This is a genomic window from Aminobacter sp. BE322 (genome assembly GCF_050433525.1).
GTDB lineage: Bacteria > Pseudomonadota > Alphaproteobacteria > Rhizobiales > Rhizobiaceae > Aminobacter.
On the sequence record NZ_JBNPXB010000019.1, the window covers coordinates 1 to 15,849 of the forward strand.

Here is a 15,849-nt window from a genome sequence, read left to right on the forward strand (position 1 = left end):
CATGGCTTCGTCTCCATCCTCGGCCGCACCTTGCGCCTGTGCAGGGCCTTCGCAGGCAAATCCGTCGCCTTTCGCCCGACCGCCACCGACGGCGTATTCGAAGCCTGGTTCAGACATCAGAAAATACAAACCATCGACCTCAATGCCCTGCCTCGATAGATTGCAAACCTGTTCGCGATGTCTTCGCACACCTGTTCGCGATGTCCCCGGTCCAAACACCCACAAGGGGGAGGGGGACTTGGCACGCGGCAGCTCCCCCTCCCCCTTGTGGGGAGGGGCTAGGGGTGGGGGTGCCTTGCGACGCAACAACACCACCTTCGTGGAAAGGAAACAGCCGTAGTAGGTGAAGGTTTGCGCAGCCATCGTCACGCGATCTTCTTGGCCGCAGCCTTGCGGGCCAGGTCCTGCCGGTATTTCTCGGCATCCCAATTGGTCAGCTGGAGATGTTCCTCGGCCGTCAGGACGCGCACCGGCGCGTTGTCGGGGATACGGGCAAGGACATCTGCAAGGCAGCGGGCCATGGCATCGGCTCCCGGCGTCGCGTCATTGCGCATCAGGATACCCGTACCCGGAAACAGGATCGAGACCGGAGATGCGCCGAGGCGCGCGACCACCCCGGCGACGTCCTCGGTCTCCCGCGCTATGGCGGAACCGGCGCCGAGGAAGATGACGTGGTCGGGATAGAGGCTGCCCTTCGCGGCCAATGCGGTGCTTGCAGGATCGGTTGCTGCGGCATGCGCGGCTTCGGACTGCGGCAGCCGGTAGTCCGTGTCGGCCATGAGCTGGAGCAGCTCGTCGGTGCGCGCTTCGGGCGCCTCTCGCGGTGCAATGCGCAGCCTCGCCTTGACTTCGTCGAGCAAAGCTTCCGCCTTGCCCGCCGTTTCGGCGGCAACGACCAACCCGTGATTGGCAAGGATCAGCACGTCGGGCCGCTTGTCGCGATGCTCGGCGATGGCAAGCGCCAGCGGCAGGCCCGGCCGCGCATAGGGCACATAGGCCCAGTTGAGACCGGCGAGCCGCGGGCCGACCTGTTCGATGCAGTCGCCGCGCACGGCGTAGGCGATTGTGTCGATGCAATGGACGTGCAGCACGACGCGCTGCGGCATCAGGGCATGCACGGTCGTTTCGATCGACGGGCGCAGGCCCGAGCCGTTCAGCGCCGCGACCGTGAACTGATGCGCCTGCTCAGCGGCGGGGTCGATGGCCTCGACCGCAGCGATCAGCGGCGCCATTCCCACCGGCACCATGATGTCACGCTCGGCCGCATGGGCCAGCCACGTGCCGGATGCCTTGATCCACAGCGTGTCGCCGACCTTGAGCGAGGTGTTGCCGCCGGCGCCCTGGGTCAGCAGCGGATCGCTGCCGATACGGGCCGACACGGCTTTCAGCTGTTGGAGTTCGGCTTGCCAGCCGGCCGCTTCTGGCATGGCGACGGTCCTTTCAATTCAGTGGCGAAGTTGGCCGGCGGTCAATCGCCGGCCAGCTCCGGGAGCGGAGAGCCGCACATGCTGCGTCTCCCGTTTCGACCTCAGAAGTCGAAACTATTGATGTTGTCCTTGGTGAAGACGGTCGGCGCGCCGAGCAGTATCTCCGAGCCGTTGATGACGGAGAGATCGCCGAGTTTGCCGGCCTTCACCGTGGTGGCACCTGGGGCCAGTGTGCCGTCGGCAACCGCGCGCAGCACGTAGGCAGCGGCATAGCCGAGGTCGACCGGGTTCCACAGCACCACCGACTTAACACAGCCGGCACCGACATAGGGCTTCATCGCGTTCGGGGTGGCGAGGCCGACGACGGCGACGCTGCCGCACTTCTTGGCCTGGGTCACGGCATCCGCGGCGGCCGGCGTCGCCACGCTGGTCATGCCGAAGATGCCCTTGAGCTCGTCGCCATACTTGTTGATGAGCGTATTCGACTGGTTGAAGGACAGGATGTTGTCTTCCTGCGCCTCGACGGTCTCGAGCCACTTCATCTTGGGATGGCACTTGGCTTGGTAAGCGGCCATCTCAGCGATCCAGCGCGCCTGGTTCGGCGTGGTGAAGGTCGAGGTGACGATGGCAAAGGCGCCGTCGTCGCCGATTTCGGCGGCCATGGAGTCGACCATGGCCTTGGCGATGCCGTTGAACTCGGCCTGGTTGACGAACCACTGGCGGGCATCGGGCGACGAGTTGGCGTCGTAGCCGACGACGTTGATGCCGGCGCCGAGCGCCTTCTTCAGCACGGGCGCGATGGCGACCGGATCGTTGGCGGCGAACAGGATGCCGTCGACGCCGGAGGTGATGTAGTTGTCGATCAGCGTGATCTGGTCGTCGATGTTGGCCTTGGACGGACCGTCGGTCTTCGCGTCCATCGTGCCCATTTCCTTGGCCGCGTCGGCGATGCCCTTGGACGTGGCGTTGAAATAGCCGATGCCGACCAGCTTCGGCACGTCGACGACCTTGATCGTCTTGCCCTTGCGGTCGGGTGCATTGGTAGGCTGGCCGCCATCATAGGGTTTTGCCGCGGCGGTCGCGGGTGTTGCGTCGCATGCCAGCGGATTGGTGGGCAGGTCGTCGCCGCCCGTCCAGGCGGACTGGGCATGGCTGAGGCTTGTCGAGAAGGACAAGGCCAGAAGCGCGGAAAGTACTACGTTACGCATTCCATCCTCCAATTGATCGTCCGGACACTTTAGAGCGGCAGTGAAGGACGTTTCTCTCCCTAGGTTCGAGTGCCGCTCCTCTCGAAGAGGTTGCTGGCGAGGATCGCCAGGATGAGGACGGCGCCGATCAGCATGATCGTGCCGTCGCCCTTGATGCCGGCAAGCGACAGGCCGTTCTTCAGCGCCTGGATCAGGCAGAGACCGATGATGGTGCCGATAACAGTGCCGCGCCCGCCGAAGATCGAGGTGCCGCCGAGAACGACCGCCGTGATAGCGTCGAGCTCGATGCCGGTGCCCATGTCGGAGCGCGTCGTGGAAACGCGCGAGACGAAGATGACGGCGGCAACGGCAGCCGCGAAGCCAGAGGCCGTATAGAGCGCGAGCTTGGTCTTCTCGACCGACAAGCCGGAGAAGCGGCTGGCGACCTCGTTTGAGCCCACGGCGTAGACCGTGCGGCCCCAGGTCGTGTAGGCAAGGATGATCGAGGCGACGACGGCGGCGAAGAACAAGATCCAGAGTTGCGTCGGCACGCCGAGCACGTCCTGCTGGCCGAGCACGTAGAACCATTCCGGATAGCCGCGCACCGAGCGCGCCTGGCTGATGCCCTCGGCGAGGCCGCGATAGAGCGCGAGCGTCGCCAGCGTCGCGATCAGCGGCGGCACGCCGAAGCGCGTGATGATGACGCCGTTGACGAAGCCGGCGAAGGTGCCGGCAGTGATCGCCGCAGTTGCCGCCACCGGCAGCGGCAGGCCGACATTCTGCCAGAACACGCCGGTCAGGATGGCGGTGAGACCGAGGATCGAGCCGACCGACAGGTCGATGCCGCCGGTCGCGATGACGAAGGTCATCGCAATGGCGATCAGTCCGATCTCGGTCATCAGCCGGCCTTGGTTGAGCAGGTTGTCGACGGTGAAGAAGCGGTCCGACTGGAACGACAGCACGATCAGCACGATGACCAGCAGCAGAGCCAGCAAGGTCTCGTGGCGGATGAGGGATTTCAGCTTCATCTCGCGTCCCTCAGCTTCTGCCGCGCCGGCGCAGCATGTCGGCCAGAACAGTCGCCAGGATCAGCAGGCCGATCACCGCGCGCAGCCAGTAGGCCGAGACATTGACGAAGATCAGCGCCGATCCGATCGTGGCAAACAGGATTGTCGCCAGCGTCGAGCCAATCACGGTGCCGGAGCCGCCAAGGATCGACACACCGCCGATGACGGCCGCGGTGATGACGGTGAGTTCGAGATTTGGCGGCACCGTCGACTGGATCACCTGCAGCTGCGTGGCGAACAGGATGGTGGCAAGGCCGGCAAAGGCGCCGTGGATGACGAAGACGGCGACGGTGCGGCGCGCGATAGGGATGCCGGTCGCAAGTGCCGCCTCGGCATTGCCGCCGACGGCGTAGAGCGAGCGGCCGAAGGCCGTGTAGCGCATCCAGAATGCGGCAAGCAGCGTCAGCACGACCATGAACACCAGCGGCACCGGCAGGCCGAAGATTTGCTTCTGGGCGATCAGATAGCCGGGCGGCAGGTCGGTGATCCAGGTGCCGCCGGTGACGCTGATCAGGCCGCCGCGCAGGATGGACAGCGCGCCGAGCGTCACCACGATCGATGGTATGCGCGCGTAGGCGACAAGCACGCCGATGACGGCGTTGACCGCCATGCCGACCAGCACAGGCGCCAGCCAGGCGAACCAGATCGGATAGCCCGCGACCGCGAGCGAGCCCGAGATCGTTGCCAGGACGCCGATCAGCGCGCCGACTGAAACGTCGATGTTGCCGGTGACGATGACCATCGCCATGCCGATGGCGGCAACGGCGATATAGGCGTTGCCGGAGAAGATGGTGGTCAAATTGTTAGCGCTGATGAAGCGCGGATTGACCATCGTCACCACGGCAAAGAGGACGACAATGGCGGCGAGCACCACGATCTCCTGGCCGTATTCGGCGAACAAGCGCTTGAAGAAACCGGGACGTGCCGGAGCAGAGTGCGTGCGGCTGGTGGCTTCGACTGTCGTCGTCATCATGCCGCCTCCCCGGTCCGATGGGCTGTCATGGCTGCGCCAACGCGTTCGGGCGTGGCGTCAGTGCGGTCGATTTCGCCCGTGATGCGGCCTCCGCTCATCACCAGGACACGGTCGCTCATGCCGAGCACCTCCGGCAGCTCGCTGGAGATCATGATGATGGCCACGCCCTGCTTCACCAGCTCTCCCATGATCGTATGGATTTCGGCCTTGGCGCCGACATCGACGCCGCGCGTCGGCTCATCGAGGATCAGCACCTTGGGCATGGTCTCCAGCCACTTGGCGATGACCACCTTCTGCTGGTTGCCGCCTGACAGCTCGCCGACCGGCTGGCCGATGTTGCGGCAGCGGATGCTGAGCCGCTTGACCGCATCGAGAGCGCGCTGCGCCTCTTCGCCGGCCTTGATGAAGATGCCCGACGATAGCCGCTCGATGGTCGCCATCGAAACGTTCTTGCGGATAGCCATCGCCTTCACCAGCCCCTGAAGGCCGCGGTCCTCGGGCACGTAGGCGATGCCGAGGTCGCGCGCCTGGCGCGGCGAGGCGATGCGGACCGCCTTGCCCTCCATGGCGATCTCGCCGGAGGTCGCGGGCGTCATGCCGAACAGGGTCAGCGCCAGTTCGGTGCGGCCGCTGCCGACGAGGCCGGCGATGCCGAGAATCTCGCCGCCCCTGAGCGTGAAGGAGATATCGCGGACGTGGCGGCCGTGATTGAGGTTCTTCACCTCCAGCACCGTCTCGCCGATCGCGACATCGTCCTTCGGGAACAGGCTTTCGATCGAGCGGCCGACCATCATCGCGACAAGCTGGTTCTCGTCGACCTCGCCGATGTCTCTCGTCGCGACATGGCCGCCGTCGCGCAGCACCGTCACACGATCGGCCAGCGCGAAGATCTCCGGCATGCGATGGCTGACATAGACGATGCCGACGCCACGCTCGCGCAGTTGCCGGACGATCGCCATCAGCCGCTGCACGTCGGACTCGACCAGAGAGGCGGTCGGCTCATCCATGATCAGGATGCGCGCGTTCTTGCTCAGCGCCTTGGCGATCTCGACGCGCTGCCGCTGGGCGACGGACAGGGTGAGCACCTTGGCGTCGACATCGAGGTCGAATGTGTCGAGCTGGTCGAGCAGGTCGCGAGTGCGGCGGCGCACCTCGGCCCAGTCGATGATGCCGGCCGCCGTGCGCGGATAGTTGCCCAGGAATACGTTCTCGGCCACCGACAGCTCGGGAAAGAGCAGCAGCTCCTGGTAGACGGTGGCGATGCCCACGGCACCCGCGTCGCGGGTCGAGGAGAACTTCACCTCCTTGCCGTCGACGAAGATGGTGCCGGCATCGGGCGTGTAAAGGCCCGACATCATCTTGATCAGCGTCGACTTGCCGGCGCCGTTTTCGCCTAGAAGCGCGTGCACCTCGCCGGGGCGGACGTCGAAACCGACTTCTTTCAGCACCTTCACGCCGGCAAAGGATTTCGACATGCCGGTCAGGCTGACGTAAGGAGCCACATCGCTCATCGGCCTGCTCCCTTGCTCTCGGCCATGACAAGCTTGGCAGCAGCACGGCCGCCATCGGCCAACTCGCGCCAGCGGGCGCGATAGGCTTCGAGACCTGGAATGCGGCTCGCGGTCACCGGCACGGTCTCGTCCTTGAACGGCTGGAGGCCGAGCGCCTTGAAGGCCAGTGCCGCAGCGCCCGTCGCCGAGCCCTCGCTCATCGTCGAGCGCACGACGATCTGCGTTGGGCGGAGCTCGGCCAGCATCGCCGTGAACAGGTCGATCTTCGCCAGCCCGCCATCGACGACCAGGAGATTCTCCGACTTGATCAGGTCGAGCGAGAGGTCGGTCATCATGGCGACATAGAGCACGGCGGCCGCCGCCCTCTCCTCGCCGCCGACATCGCCGCCGATGATGCACCCCTTGGTCTCCGGGAAAGGTCCCCCGGCGGCCCAGGACGGCATGGCGAAGATGCCTCGCTCGATCACCCGCTCGACCGCGTCTTGCGAGATCGGCTTGCTCCAGCCATCGCTGATGAGGTCGTATTCGCGCCCGCCCATGAAGCGCAGCGAGGGCGCCGGCTCGCCATTGACGGTGACGTTGGCGATCATGTCGCGCTCCGGGTCGAGAGCGCCGAGCGGACAATCGAGATTGATGACGATGACCCATGTGCCGGTGGAGACGAGCGTGAAGTCGCTCAGCCCGGTCATGCGGTAGTAAGCCAGCGCCGCGTTGGAATCGTGCACGCCATTGTGCACGGCAATGGCGCGGGTGCTGCCATCGGCCATGGTCACGCTGGTTTCACCGACGACGGCACCTGCCGGGGCTATCGCCGGGAACCGGTCGCGCCAGCCGAGACGTTCGACCAGCGAGCTGTAGTCGCGCTTCAGCGGCGCCCAAAGCTGGCTGTGCGCACCGAGATAGGACCATTCCGCGAGCTTTCGGCCGCAGAACCGCCAGATCCAGTATTGCGGATAGCAGAGGATCGCCTCGGTCGCGGCGAAGGCCTCGGGCTCTTCGGTCTGCAGCCAATAGATGTGGCGGGCGATGGAGAAACCCAAAGGCAGCCACGGCGTATAGGTCTCGAAGAAGTCAGGCAGGATCGGGTCGATCGCACGAGCCACCGTTTCCGGAACCTCCTGCTCGTAGTCGAGGATCGGATGCAGCAGTTCCTTGCCGCGCACCAATGCGAACGCACACCCATGGGCTGATATCATCAACCGCGTCACGCCTTGCGTCACTGCGACTTCGGCCAGTTCGTGGTTCATCCAGCCAAAGAGACGCTCGTCGTCGAGCACGCTCCGCCCACGGAAATCGTGCCATATCGGCTTGGTGCGACGCTCGTCGAGCAAGATGCCGTCGGGTGAAAAGACGAAGAGCTTGGAGTTCGTCTTGCCGAGATCGAAGACCGCCAGCGCGCCGCTCATGCACCGCCTCCATTGGAGACGATGCGAAGCGTGATGCCGGCATTCTCCAGCATCTTTGCATGCTGGTCGGACAGGCCGTCATCGGTGATGACCATCGCCAGCCGCGTCAGCGGCAGGGCAACGTTGCGGGCGTGGATCGAGAACTTGCGGCTGTCGGCCAAAACGACAATCTGGTCGGCGTTGCGGCTGAGTTCCTGGATCGAGCGCACCATCAAGGGATGCGATTCAAGCAGGCCGTCGGGACTGATCCCCTGCGCGCCGAGGAAAAACTTCGAGGCGTAGAAATTGATCGGCTGCGAGGGCGAGTAGATGACCCTGGGTTCGCGGTGCAGCTCGCCGCCGGCAAGCGTCAGCGTGCACTTGCCGTGCTCGCCGAGGTAACCGGCCAGCGGCATGGAGTTGGTGAACAGGCGGACATTGCGGTCGGCCAGCTTGACGCCGAGATGGAAACAGGTCGAGCCGCCATTGACGATGACCGCATCGCCATCCGCAATCATGGTCGCCGCCAGCTCGGCAATCAGACGCTTGGGCTCGACGGCGAGGTCGCGGTTCTCGTCATAAGGACGCGCAAACGCCGTGCCCTGCGCCGCTCCATCGAGCGCGGAGACGCCGCCATAGACCTTGCGGGCGCCGCCCGCCTCGTCGATCTTGTCGATGTCGCGCCTAACGGTGGCAGCGGAGACGCCGAGATGCTCCTGCAGATCGCGCACCGACGCAAATGGCCGGTCGCGCAAAAGCTCGATGATCTGCCGCTGACGGACCAGGTCGTTCACGAAAAAACCTCCCATGGCTTCGAAAGGCTGTGCCATGAGTTAACTTACGCAAATCAGATTCCTGCGCAAGCGATTTTTGACGAAAATTGCTCATATCGCGCCGCAACTAAATCATACCGCGATGCACAATGATCGAGTTCAATCTTTTTGCGATTGACAAACCGCATGGCTTGGCCTGATTTTACGACCGAACGAGAGCGGCGCCGGTTGTCTCGCGCCGGGAGGAATCCGACATGCCCGACACCAATTCCACGCGGTTGGCAAATCTGTGGGACGACGCCAAGGCGGCCGCCATGAGCGAGCCGGAGCGGCTGGTCTATCGCTCCAACATCCTGGGCTCGGACAAGCGCGTCACCAACTATGGCGGCGGCAACACCTCGTCCAAGGTCATGCAAAGGGACCCGCTGACTGGCGCAGAGGTCGAGGTGCTCTGGGTCAAGGGATCGGGCGGCGACAGCGCCTCGATCAAGCTCGACGGTTTCGCCACGCTCTACATGGACAAGCTCAGAGCGCTGAAGGGACTTTACCGCGGGCTCGCGCACGAGGACGAGATGGTCGGCTACCTGCCGCACTGCACCTTCAACCTCAACCCCCGCGCCGCCTCCATCGACACGCCGCTGCACGCATATGTGCCAAGGGCTTACGTCGACCACATGCATCCCGATGCGATCATTGCGATCGCGGCCGCGAAGGATTCAAAGGCCCTGACCGCGAAGATCTTCGGCGACGAGATCGGCTGGCTGCCGTGGAAGCGGCCGGGCTTCGAACTCGGCCTGTGGCTGGAAAAGTTCTGCCAGGAGAACCCGACGGCCAAGGGCGTGGTTCTGGAAAGCCACGGCCTGTTCACCTGGGGCGATACGCCCAAGGAGTGCTATACGACCACGATCGACACGATCAACAAGGCCATCGGCTGGTTCGACGGCGAGACCAAGGGCAAGCCAGCCTTCGGCGGCGCGGCGACGAAGTCGCTGCCGGCTGCCGAGCGTCGTGCGATTGCGGCGCGGCTGATGCCTCGCATCCGTGGCATGATCTCGCAGCAGGGCGTGCGCAAGCTCGGTCATTTCGACGATAGCGACGCCGTGCTGGAATTCGTCAACTCGCACCATCTGCGCGACCTCGCAGCACTCGGCACCTCCTGCCCCGACCATTTCCTGCGCACCAAGATCAAGCCGCTGGTGATCGACTTCGATCCGGCAAACCCTGACGTGGATGCCGTGGTTGCGGCGCTGCCCAAGGCGCTGGACGACTACCGCGCCGGCTACCAGGCCTACTACGACCGCTGCAAGCATGCGGATTCGCCCGCCGCGCGCGACCCGAACGCCGTGGTCTACCTGATGCCAGGCGTCGGCATGCTTACCTTCGCCGCCGACAAGGCGACCGCGAGGATCTCGGCCGAATTCTACGTCAACGCCATCAACGTCATGCGCGGCGCCTCGTCGGTCTCGACTTATGTCGGCCTCCCAGAGCAGGAAGCATTCGACATCGAGTACTGGCTGCTCGAGGAAGCCAAGCTGCAGCGCATGCCCAAGCCCAAGTCGCTGGCCGGGCAGATCGCCTTCGTCACCGGCGGCGCCGGCGGCATCGGCAAGGCAACCGCCGTCCGCCTGCTGCGCGAGGGCGCCTGCGTGGTGATCGCCGACATCGACGCCCCTGCCCTGGCTGGCGCAAATGAGGAACTGGGCAAGGTATTCGGCAAGGATTTCGTGCGGTCGGTACAGCTCGACGTCACCGACGAGGCCGGCGTCGCCTCGGCCTATGCCCAAAGCGCCGTCGAGTTCGGAGGCGTCGACATCCTGGTTTCGAATGCCGGCATCTCGTCGTCGGCGCCAATCGAAGACACTGAGCTGTCGATGTGGAACCGCAACATGGACATCCTCGCCAAGGGCTATTTCCTGGTGTCGCGCGAGGCGTTCCGCACGTTCAAACAGCAGCAACTCGGTGGCAACATCGTCTTCATCGCCTCGAAAAACGGGCTGGCCGCGTCACCCAATGCCGCTGCCTACTGCACCGCCAAGGCGGCCGAAATCCACCTCGCCCGCTGCCTGGCGCTCGAGGGCGCGGAGCATCAGATCCGAGTCAACACCGTCAATCCCGACGCCGTGCTGCGCGGCTCCAAGATCTGGACCGGCGAATGGCGCGAACAGCGCGCCGCTGCCTATGCGATGCAGCCGGACGATCTCGAGGAGCACTACCGCAAGCGCTCGATGCTGAAGCGCTCGGTCTTCCCGGAGGACATCGTCGAGGCGGTCTACTTCCTCGCCTCCGACATGTCAGCCAAGTCGACCGGCAACATCATCAATGTCGACGCCGGCAACGCACAGAGTTTTACGCGCTGAGGACGAGCCTGCCCCGACGCAGACGGGGCGGGCCATCGTCTGTGCAACCACTCCCATCTCTCCGTCTACATTTTGCCTGTCCCAAAAAAACCCGGCCTCGGAGACAGGGCGTTCAACAATTGTCGGCTACGTGTGCAGTGTCCAATTCGGGGGCTGACGTATCAGAGTCTACGAACAGGAGCGGGATACTGTGCGACAAGCTCGTCTACGCTCAGCAGTGTGACGCCTTCCACGATCGACTGAGCAATCAGAATTCGATCGAAAGGGTCCTTGTGGATTGGGGGAAGCCCATCCACAGCAGCGGCGTGTTCGCTAGTGACAGGCAGTTCGTGATAGCCATTGTCCAACAAGCCCCGGCGAAGGAGGCGCGGATCAACAGTGAAATCCGCGCGGCCAAGGCCGCGCTTGATTGCGACCTCCCAGAGGCTGGCCGCGCTGAACAACAGGGCGTTGTCGCCGTTCTCGATTTCCGCAATGGCTGCGGGCGGCAATTTCTCGGGCTCGCCCGCCGCCCAGAGCAGGAGGTGGGTATCGAGCAGCAGCTTCATGCGTCGCCGCCAAACAGCTTCTCGATTTCCTCGTAACCCATGCGATCGAAGTCCTCCGGCACGGAGAACTGGCCCGCCATGAAGCCCAGACGACGCGTGTCGCCAGCAGCCGGCGTGTCGATCGCAACCACTTTCACCATCGGTTTGCCGGATTTGGCAATGATGAAAGATTCACCCTTCGCCGCCTTTTCGATGAGGCGTGACAGATGCGTTTTGGCCTCGTGTATATTGACTGTGTGCATCGCGGCCTCTCAGACTTAGTTTATCAAACTTAGTCTATTTGTTCTCGACATTCAAGACTTGATCCGAAGGAGGCCGAAGACCCAGCCCTAGTGACGGAGCCCCTTGGCGGAGGGATATCAATCCCGGTTCGGTTGGGATCGACGCGGAGGAGCCAACGGGCATGGAAAAGGCGATCGCGATCAGACTGGTGAAGCCTGCACGACCCGCGCGGTGGCGGTCGCCGCGCAGGGCTTTACGCCCTGAGGCCGAGCCAAACCCTGTGTCGCAGCAGAACTGACCTGTCGCCCGCGCGCTCCCACCTCTTCGCCTACATCATCCGCACGCCCAAAAAGGCCGGCTTCAGGCGGGCTTTTCCTTTACACTGAATGGAACAGCTGCTTTGCGCGGCATGGCCATCCAGCGGGAGGACAAGGCAAGTGGAAGACAGAGACACGCGGCGGCTCGAAATGGTCGTGCTGATGACGCCCGAAATGGCGAACTTCAGCGGCAAGGTGCATGGCGGAGCCTTGCTCAATCTTCTCGACCGCGTCGCCTTCTCATGTGCCTCGCGCTATTCGAACCAGTACGCAGTAACGCTTTCGGTCGACCAGGTGGTGTTCCGGGAGCCGATCAATGTCGGCGAGCTGGTCACTTTCCGCGCCTCCGTCAATTTCGCGGGCCGCACCTCGATGGAAATTGGCATCCACGTCGAAGCCGAAAACATCCGCTCCGGCCAGCGGCGCCACACCAACTCCTGCTACTTCACGATGGTGGCCGTCGACGACGACGGCCGCCCCTCGCAGGTGCCGCCCTTCATCCCGTCGACCGACATCGACCGAAGGCGGTATCGCGCGGCCGAGCTGCGCCGCGAACTGCGCAGGGAGTTCGAAGCACGCTTCCGGGCCGCAGCGACAGCCGACCCGAGCTAGCCGGCGCAATCGCCGTCGGCGAAAAACCTGCCGTCAGGTCCAGGGAATCTCCGCGACATAGCACCGTTCTGCCCGCGCAACGCCTCGGCCGACTGGCGTACCACCTCGGAGATCTGCATGAGCTGGTCGGCGAGCGGGCTCGCCTTGCGCCAGATCATGCCGATGGTGCGCGACGGCTGCGGGCTCTTGAACCGCGCCACGGACACCGAGGCCGACAGCGTTTCGACCGGTACCGCCATTTCGGGGATCAGGGTGACGCCGATGCCGGCGCCGACCATCTGCACCAGCGTCGACAGCGAGCTGCCGTCGAGGAGTTCGCGCGGGCGGACCGAATGGAGGTTGCAGAAGGACAGCGCCTGCTCGCGGAAGCAATGGCCTTCCTCGAGCAAAAGCAGCCGCATCTCGCGCAGCATCTCGCGGTTGGGCACCGGCTTGCCGGCGTCCTCGCCGGGGCGGACGAGGACGAAGTTCTCCTCGAACAGCGCGACCTCGGCCAGCGACGGTTCGGACACCGGCAGGGCGACGATCGCCGTGTCGAGCCGGCCCTCCGCCAGCTCGTGGATGAGCTTCTGCGTCTGGGTTTCGCGGACATGGATGTCGAGCCCGTCATGGAGGCGGGTGAGGTTACCGATGATGGTGGGCAGGAGATAGGGCGCGACCGTAGGGATGACGCCGATGCGCAGCCGCCCGACCAGCCGCTCCCGCGCGGCGCGAGCGAGGTCCTCGAGCTCGTCGACCGAGCGCAGGATGTCGCGCACTCGGGCGGCGAACTCCTCGCCGAAACTGGTGAGGCGGACCTGGCGGGCGCCCCGCTCGAACAGCTCGGAGCCAAGGTTCTCCTCGAGATCCTTGATCTGCACCGACATGGCCGGCTGGGAGATGGCGCAGGCATCGGCCGCGCGGCCGAAATGGCTGTGGCGCGCCAGTGCCTCGAAATAGCGAAGCTGCTTGAGCGTCAGATTCATCATAACCTTGCCTTATCGCTGCAATCAGGAAATCCAACTTTAGATAATGAAAGCCGTTTGGTACAGATTTGATGTGGAAGGCAAGGAGGAGCCGTGTCACGATCCCAAGGCATCGCGACCGTTGGCGATGCGCGGTTTGCCGATGCCTCGACGGCATCAGGCGTAGCCGCGCTGTTTCGCATGCCTTCCACGGAGGCCTGCAGACGGCAGGACCATTCCACGAAGCCACGTGCGGCCAGGACCCGGCCGCCTCGGACATTTTTGTCCGACAGTTCAACCAACGCAGCCACGACCGGAGACCAAGATGGATACCAAGACTGAGACGAGCGCGGGCAAGTGCCCTGTCGCGCACAAGCCAACCGGCACGGGCAATCGCGACTGGTGGCCGAACCAGCTGGACCTCAGCGTCCTGCACCAGCACTCCAGCCTGTCCGACCCGATGGGCGAGGCCTTCGACTACGCCAAGGAGTTCGACAGCCTCGACCTCGACGCCGTGATCGCCGACCTCAAAGCCCTGATGACGGATTCGCAGGACTGGTGGCCGGCCGACTTCGGCCACTACGGTCCGCTGTTCATCCGCATGGCTTGGCACAGCGCCGGCACTTACCGCACCGGCGACGGCCGCGGCGGCGCGGGTGCCGGCCAGCAGCGTTTTGCCCCGCTCAACAGCTGGCCGGACAACGTCAACCTCGACAAGGCCCGCCGCCTCTTGTGGCCGATCAAGCAGAAATACGGCCGCAAGATCTCCTGGGCCGACCTGATGATCCTGGCCGGCAACGTCGCCCTCGAATCGATGGGCTTCAAGACCTTCGGCTTCGGCGGCGGCCGCGCCGACGTGTGGGAGCCCGAGCAGGACATCTACTGGGGCAAGGAAGGCAAGTGGCTGGCCGACGAGCGCTACAGCGGCGACCGTGAGCTCGAAGGTCCGCTGGCCGCCGTGCAAATGGGCCTGATCTACGTCAACCCCGAGGGCCCGAACGGCAATCCCGATCCGCTGGCGGCCGCCCGCGACATCCGAGAAACCTTCGCCCGCATGGCCATGGACGACGAGGAGACCGTCGCCCTGATCGCCGGCGGCCACACCTTCGGCAAGACCCACGGCGCCGGCGACGCGGCCAATGTGGGCGCCGAGCCCGAGGCCGCCGACATCGAGCAGCAGGGGCTGGGCTGGCACAACAGCTTCGGCACCGGCAAGGGCGGCGACACGATCGGCTCGGGCTTGGAAGTGACCTGGACGACGACGCCGACCAAATGGACGAACAACTTCTTCTGGAACCTGTTCGGCTACGAATGGGAGCTGACCAAGAGCCCGGCCGGCGCCCACCAGTGGACGCCCAAGCACGGCATGGGTGCGAACACCGTGCCGGACGCGCATGACGCTTCCAAGCGCCACGCCCCGGCGATGCTGACCACGGATCTTTCGCTGCGTTTCGACCCGGCCTACGAGAAGATTTCGCGCCGCTTCCTCGAGAACCCGGACCAGTTCGCCGACGCCTTCGCCCGCGCCTGGTTCAAGCTGACCCACCGCGACATGGGCCCGCTGGCCCGCTATCGCGGCCCGCTGGTTCCGAAGGAAGAGCTGATCTGGCAGGACCCGATCCCGGCCGTCGACCATGAGCTGATCAACGACGCCGACGTCACGGCCCTCAAGGCCAAGATCCTCGGCTCGGGCCTGACCGTGGCGCAGCTGGTCTCGACCGCCTGGGCCTCGGCCTCGACCTTCCGCGGCTCGGACATGCGCGGCGGCGCCAATGGCGCGCGCATCCGCCTCGCCCCGCAGAAGGACTGGGCGGTCAACCAGCCTGCCGAGCTGGCACCGGTGCTGGAGAAGCTCGAAGCGATCCAGAAGGAGTTCAACGCTTCGCAGTCGGGCAACAAGAAGGTGTCGCTGGCCGACCTGATCGTCCTCGGCGGCGCAGCTGCGATCGAGAAGGCAGCCAGGGATGCCGGCAATGACGTGAAAGTGTCCTTCACGCCGGGCCGTATGGACGCCTCGCAGGAGCAGACCGACATCTCCTCCTTCGCTCCGCTGGAGCCCAGTGCCGACGGCTTCCGCAACTATTCGAACGGCAGGCAGCGCCTGTCGGCCGAAGAGAACCTCGTCGACCGGGCACAGCTCTTGAAGCTGACCGCACCCGAGCTGACGGTGCTGGTCGGCGGCCTGCGCGTGCTCGGCGCCAATGCCGGCGGCTCGGCCCATGGCGTCTTCACCGCCCGCCCGGGCGCGCTCACCAACGACTTCTTCGCCAACCTGCTCGACATGGGCACGGAGTGGAAGGCGACGTCGGAGGCAAAGGACGTGTTCGAGGGCCGCGACCGTAAGACCGGCGAGGTCAAGTGGACGGCGACCCGCGTCGACCTTCTGTTCGGCTCGCACTCTCAGCTGCGCGCACTAGCCGAGGTCTACGGCTCGTCCGATGCCGGCGGCAAGGTCGCCCGTGACTTCGTGGCGGCGTGGAACAAGGTGATGAACGCAGACCGCTTCGACATCGCCTGACCCTGGCG

The 15,849-nt window shown here is 64.8% G+C and carries 13 protein-coding genes; 3 read left to right on the plus strand and 10 right to left on the minus strand.

Going from position 1 to position 15,849, the window contains the following annotated elements; genetic code table 11:
• Nucleotides 1-365 precede the first annotated feature (365 nt).
• The 7 genes from J2X50_RS21000 to J2X50_RS21030 all read right to left on the minus strand — a co-directional run bounded on the left by J2X50_RS21000 (nucleotide 366) and on the right by J2X50_RS21030 (nucleotide 8,344).
• Nucleotides 366-1,427, minus strand: coding sequence for a class II aldolase/adducin family protein (locus tag J2X50_RS21000; protein WP_429097846.1), 1,062 nt, complete (start codon nucleotides 1,425-1,427; stop codon nucleotides 366-368).
• A 101-nt stretch (nucleotides 1,428-1,528) separates the two neighbouring features.
• Nucleotides 1,529-2,635 carry a substrate-binding domain-containing protein gene (locus tag J2X50_RS21005; RefSeq protein ID WP_429097847.1) on the minus strand — a complete coding sequence of 369 codons (1,107 nt, stop codon included), beginning with the start codon at nucleotides 2,633-2,635 and terminating at the stop codon, nucleotides 1,529-1,531.
• Nucleotides 2,636-2,694: 59 nt separating this feature from the next.
• On the minus strand, nucleotides 2,695-3,642 hold the full coding sequence (locus J2X50_RS21010; RefSeq protein ID WP_429097848.1) for an ABC transporter permease: 948 nt from the start codon (nucleotides 3,640-3,642) through the stop codon (nucleotides 2,695-2,697).
• Between the two features lie 10 nt (nucleotides 3,643-3,652).
• Entirely contained in the window at nucleotides 3,653-4,654 is a 1,002-nt protein-coding gene (locus tag J2X50_RS21015) for an ABC transporter permease (protein ID WP_429097849.1), read from the minus strand.
• Nucleotides 4,651-6,165, minus strand: coding sequence for a sugar ABC transporter ATP-binding protein (locus J2X50_RS21020; RefSeq protein WP_429097850.1), 1,515 nt, complete (start codon nucleotides 6,163-6,165; stop codon nucleotides 4,651-4,653). The genes J2X50_RS21015 and J2X50_RS21020 overlap by 4 nt, the downstream gene beginning before the upstream one ends.
• Nucleotides 6,162-7,571, minus strand: a complete 1,410-nt coding sequence (locus tag J2X50_RS21025; RefSeq protein WP_429097851.1) for an FGGY-family carbohydrate kinase — start codon at nucleotides 7,569-7,571, stop codon at nucleotides 6,162-6,164. Before J2X50_RS21025 ends, J2X50_RS21020 begins: the two co-directional genes overlap by 4 nt.
• Nucleotides 7,568-8,344: a DeoR/GlpR family DNA-binding transcription regulator gene (locus tag J2X50_RS21030; protein ID WP_429097852.1), complete on the minus strand. Its 777-nt coding sequence runs from the start codon at nucleotides 8,342-8,344 to the stop codon at nucleotides 7,568-7,570. Before J2X50_RS21030 ends, J2X50_RS21025 begins: the two co-directional genes overlap by 4 nt.
• Nucleotides 8,345-8,577: 233 nt before the next feature.
• On the opposite strand from J2X50_RS21030, the gene J2X50_RS21035 reads away from it, so the two are divergent.
• Nucleotides 8,578-10,680 (plus strand): bifunctional rhamnulose-1-phosphate aldolase/short-chain dehydrogenase, encoded by a 2,103-nt coding sequence (locus J2X50_RS21035; RefSeq protein WP_429097853.1) that lies wholly within the window; start codon nucleotides 8,578-8,580, stop codon nucleotides 10,678-10,680.
• Between the two features lie 161 nt (nucleotides 10,681-10,841).
• Here J2X50_RS21035 and J2X50_RS21040 read toward each other — a convergent pair whose 3' ends face one another.
• Together J2X50_RS21040 and J2X50_RS21045 are read right to left on the minus strand one after the other, a co-directional pair.
• Nucleotides 10,842-11,228, minus strand: a complete 387-nt coding sequence (locus tag J2X50_RS21040; protein WP_429097854.1) for a type II toxin-antitoxin system VapC family toxin — start codon at nucleotides 11,226-11,228, stop codon at nucleotides 10,842-10,844.
• Nucleotides 11,225-11,470, minus strand: coding sequence for a type II toxin-antitoxin system Phd/YefM family antitoxin (locus J2X50_RS21045; RefSeq protein WP_429097855.1), 246 nt, complete (start codon nucleotides 11,468-11,470; stop codon nucleotides 11,225-11,227). The genes J2X50_RS21040 and J2X50_RS21045 overlap by 4 nt, the downstream gene beginning before the upstream one ends.
• 447 nt (nucleotides 11,471-11,917) lie before the next feature.
• Here J2X50_RS21045 and J2X50_RS21050 point away from each other — a divergent pair, with 447 nt between their 5' ends.
• Nucleotides 11,918-12,379, plus strand: coding sequence for an acyl-CoA thioesterase (locus J2X50_RS21050; RefSeq protein ID WP_429097927.1), 462 nt, complete (start codon nucleotides 11,918-11,920; stop codon nucleotides 12,377-12,379).
• Here J2X50_RS21050 and J2X50_RS21055 read toward each other — a convergent pair.
• Entirely contained in the window at nucleotides 12,376-13,347 is a 972-nt protein-coding gene (locus J2X50_RS21055; protein WP_429097856.1) for a LysR substrate-binding domain-containing protein, read from the minus strand. The genes J2X50_RS21050 and J2X50_RS21055 overlap by 4 nt on opposite strands.
• A gap of 301 nt (nucleotides 13,348-13,648) precedes the next feature.
• Here J2X50_RS21055 and katG point away from each other — a divergent pair, with 301 nt between their 5' ends.
• Nucleotides 13,649-15,841 carry a catalase/peroxidase HPI gene (gene katG / locus J2X50_RS21060; protein ID WP_429097857.1) on the plus strand — a complete coding sequence of 731 codons (2,193 nt, stop codon included), beginning with the start codon at nucleotides 13,649-13,651 and terminating at the stop codon, nucleotides 15,839-15,841.
• Nucleotides 15,842-15,849 lie beyond the last annotated feature (8 nt).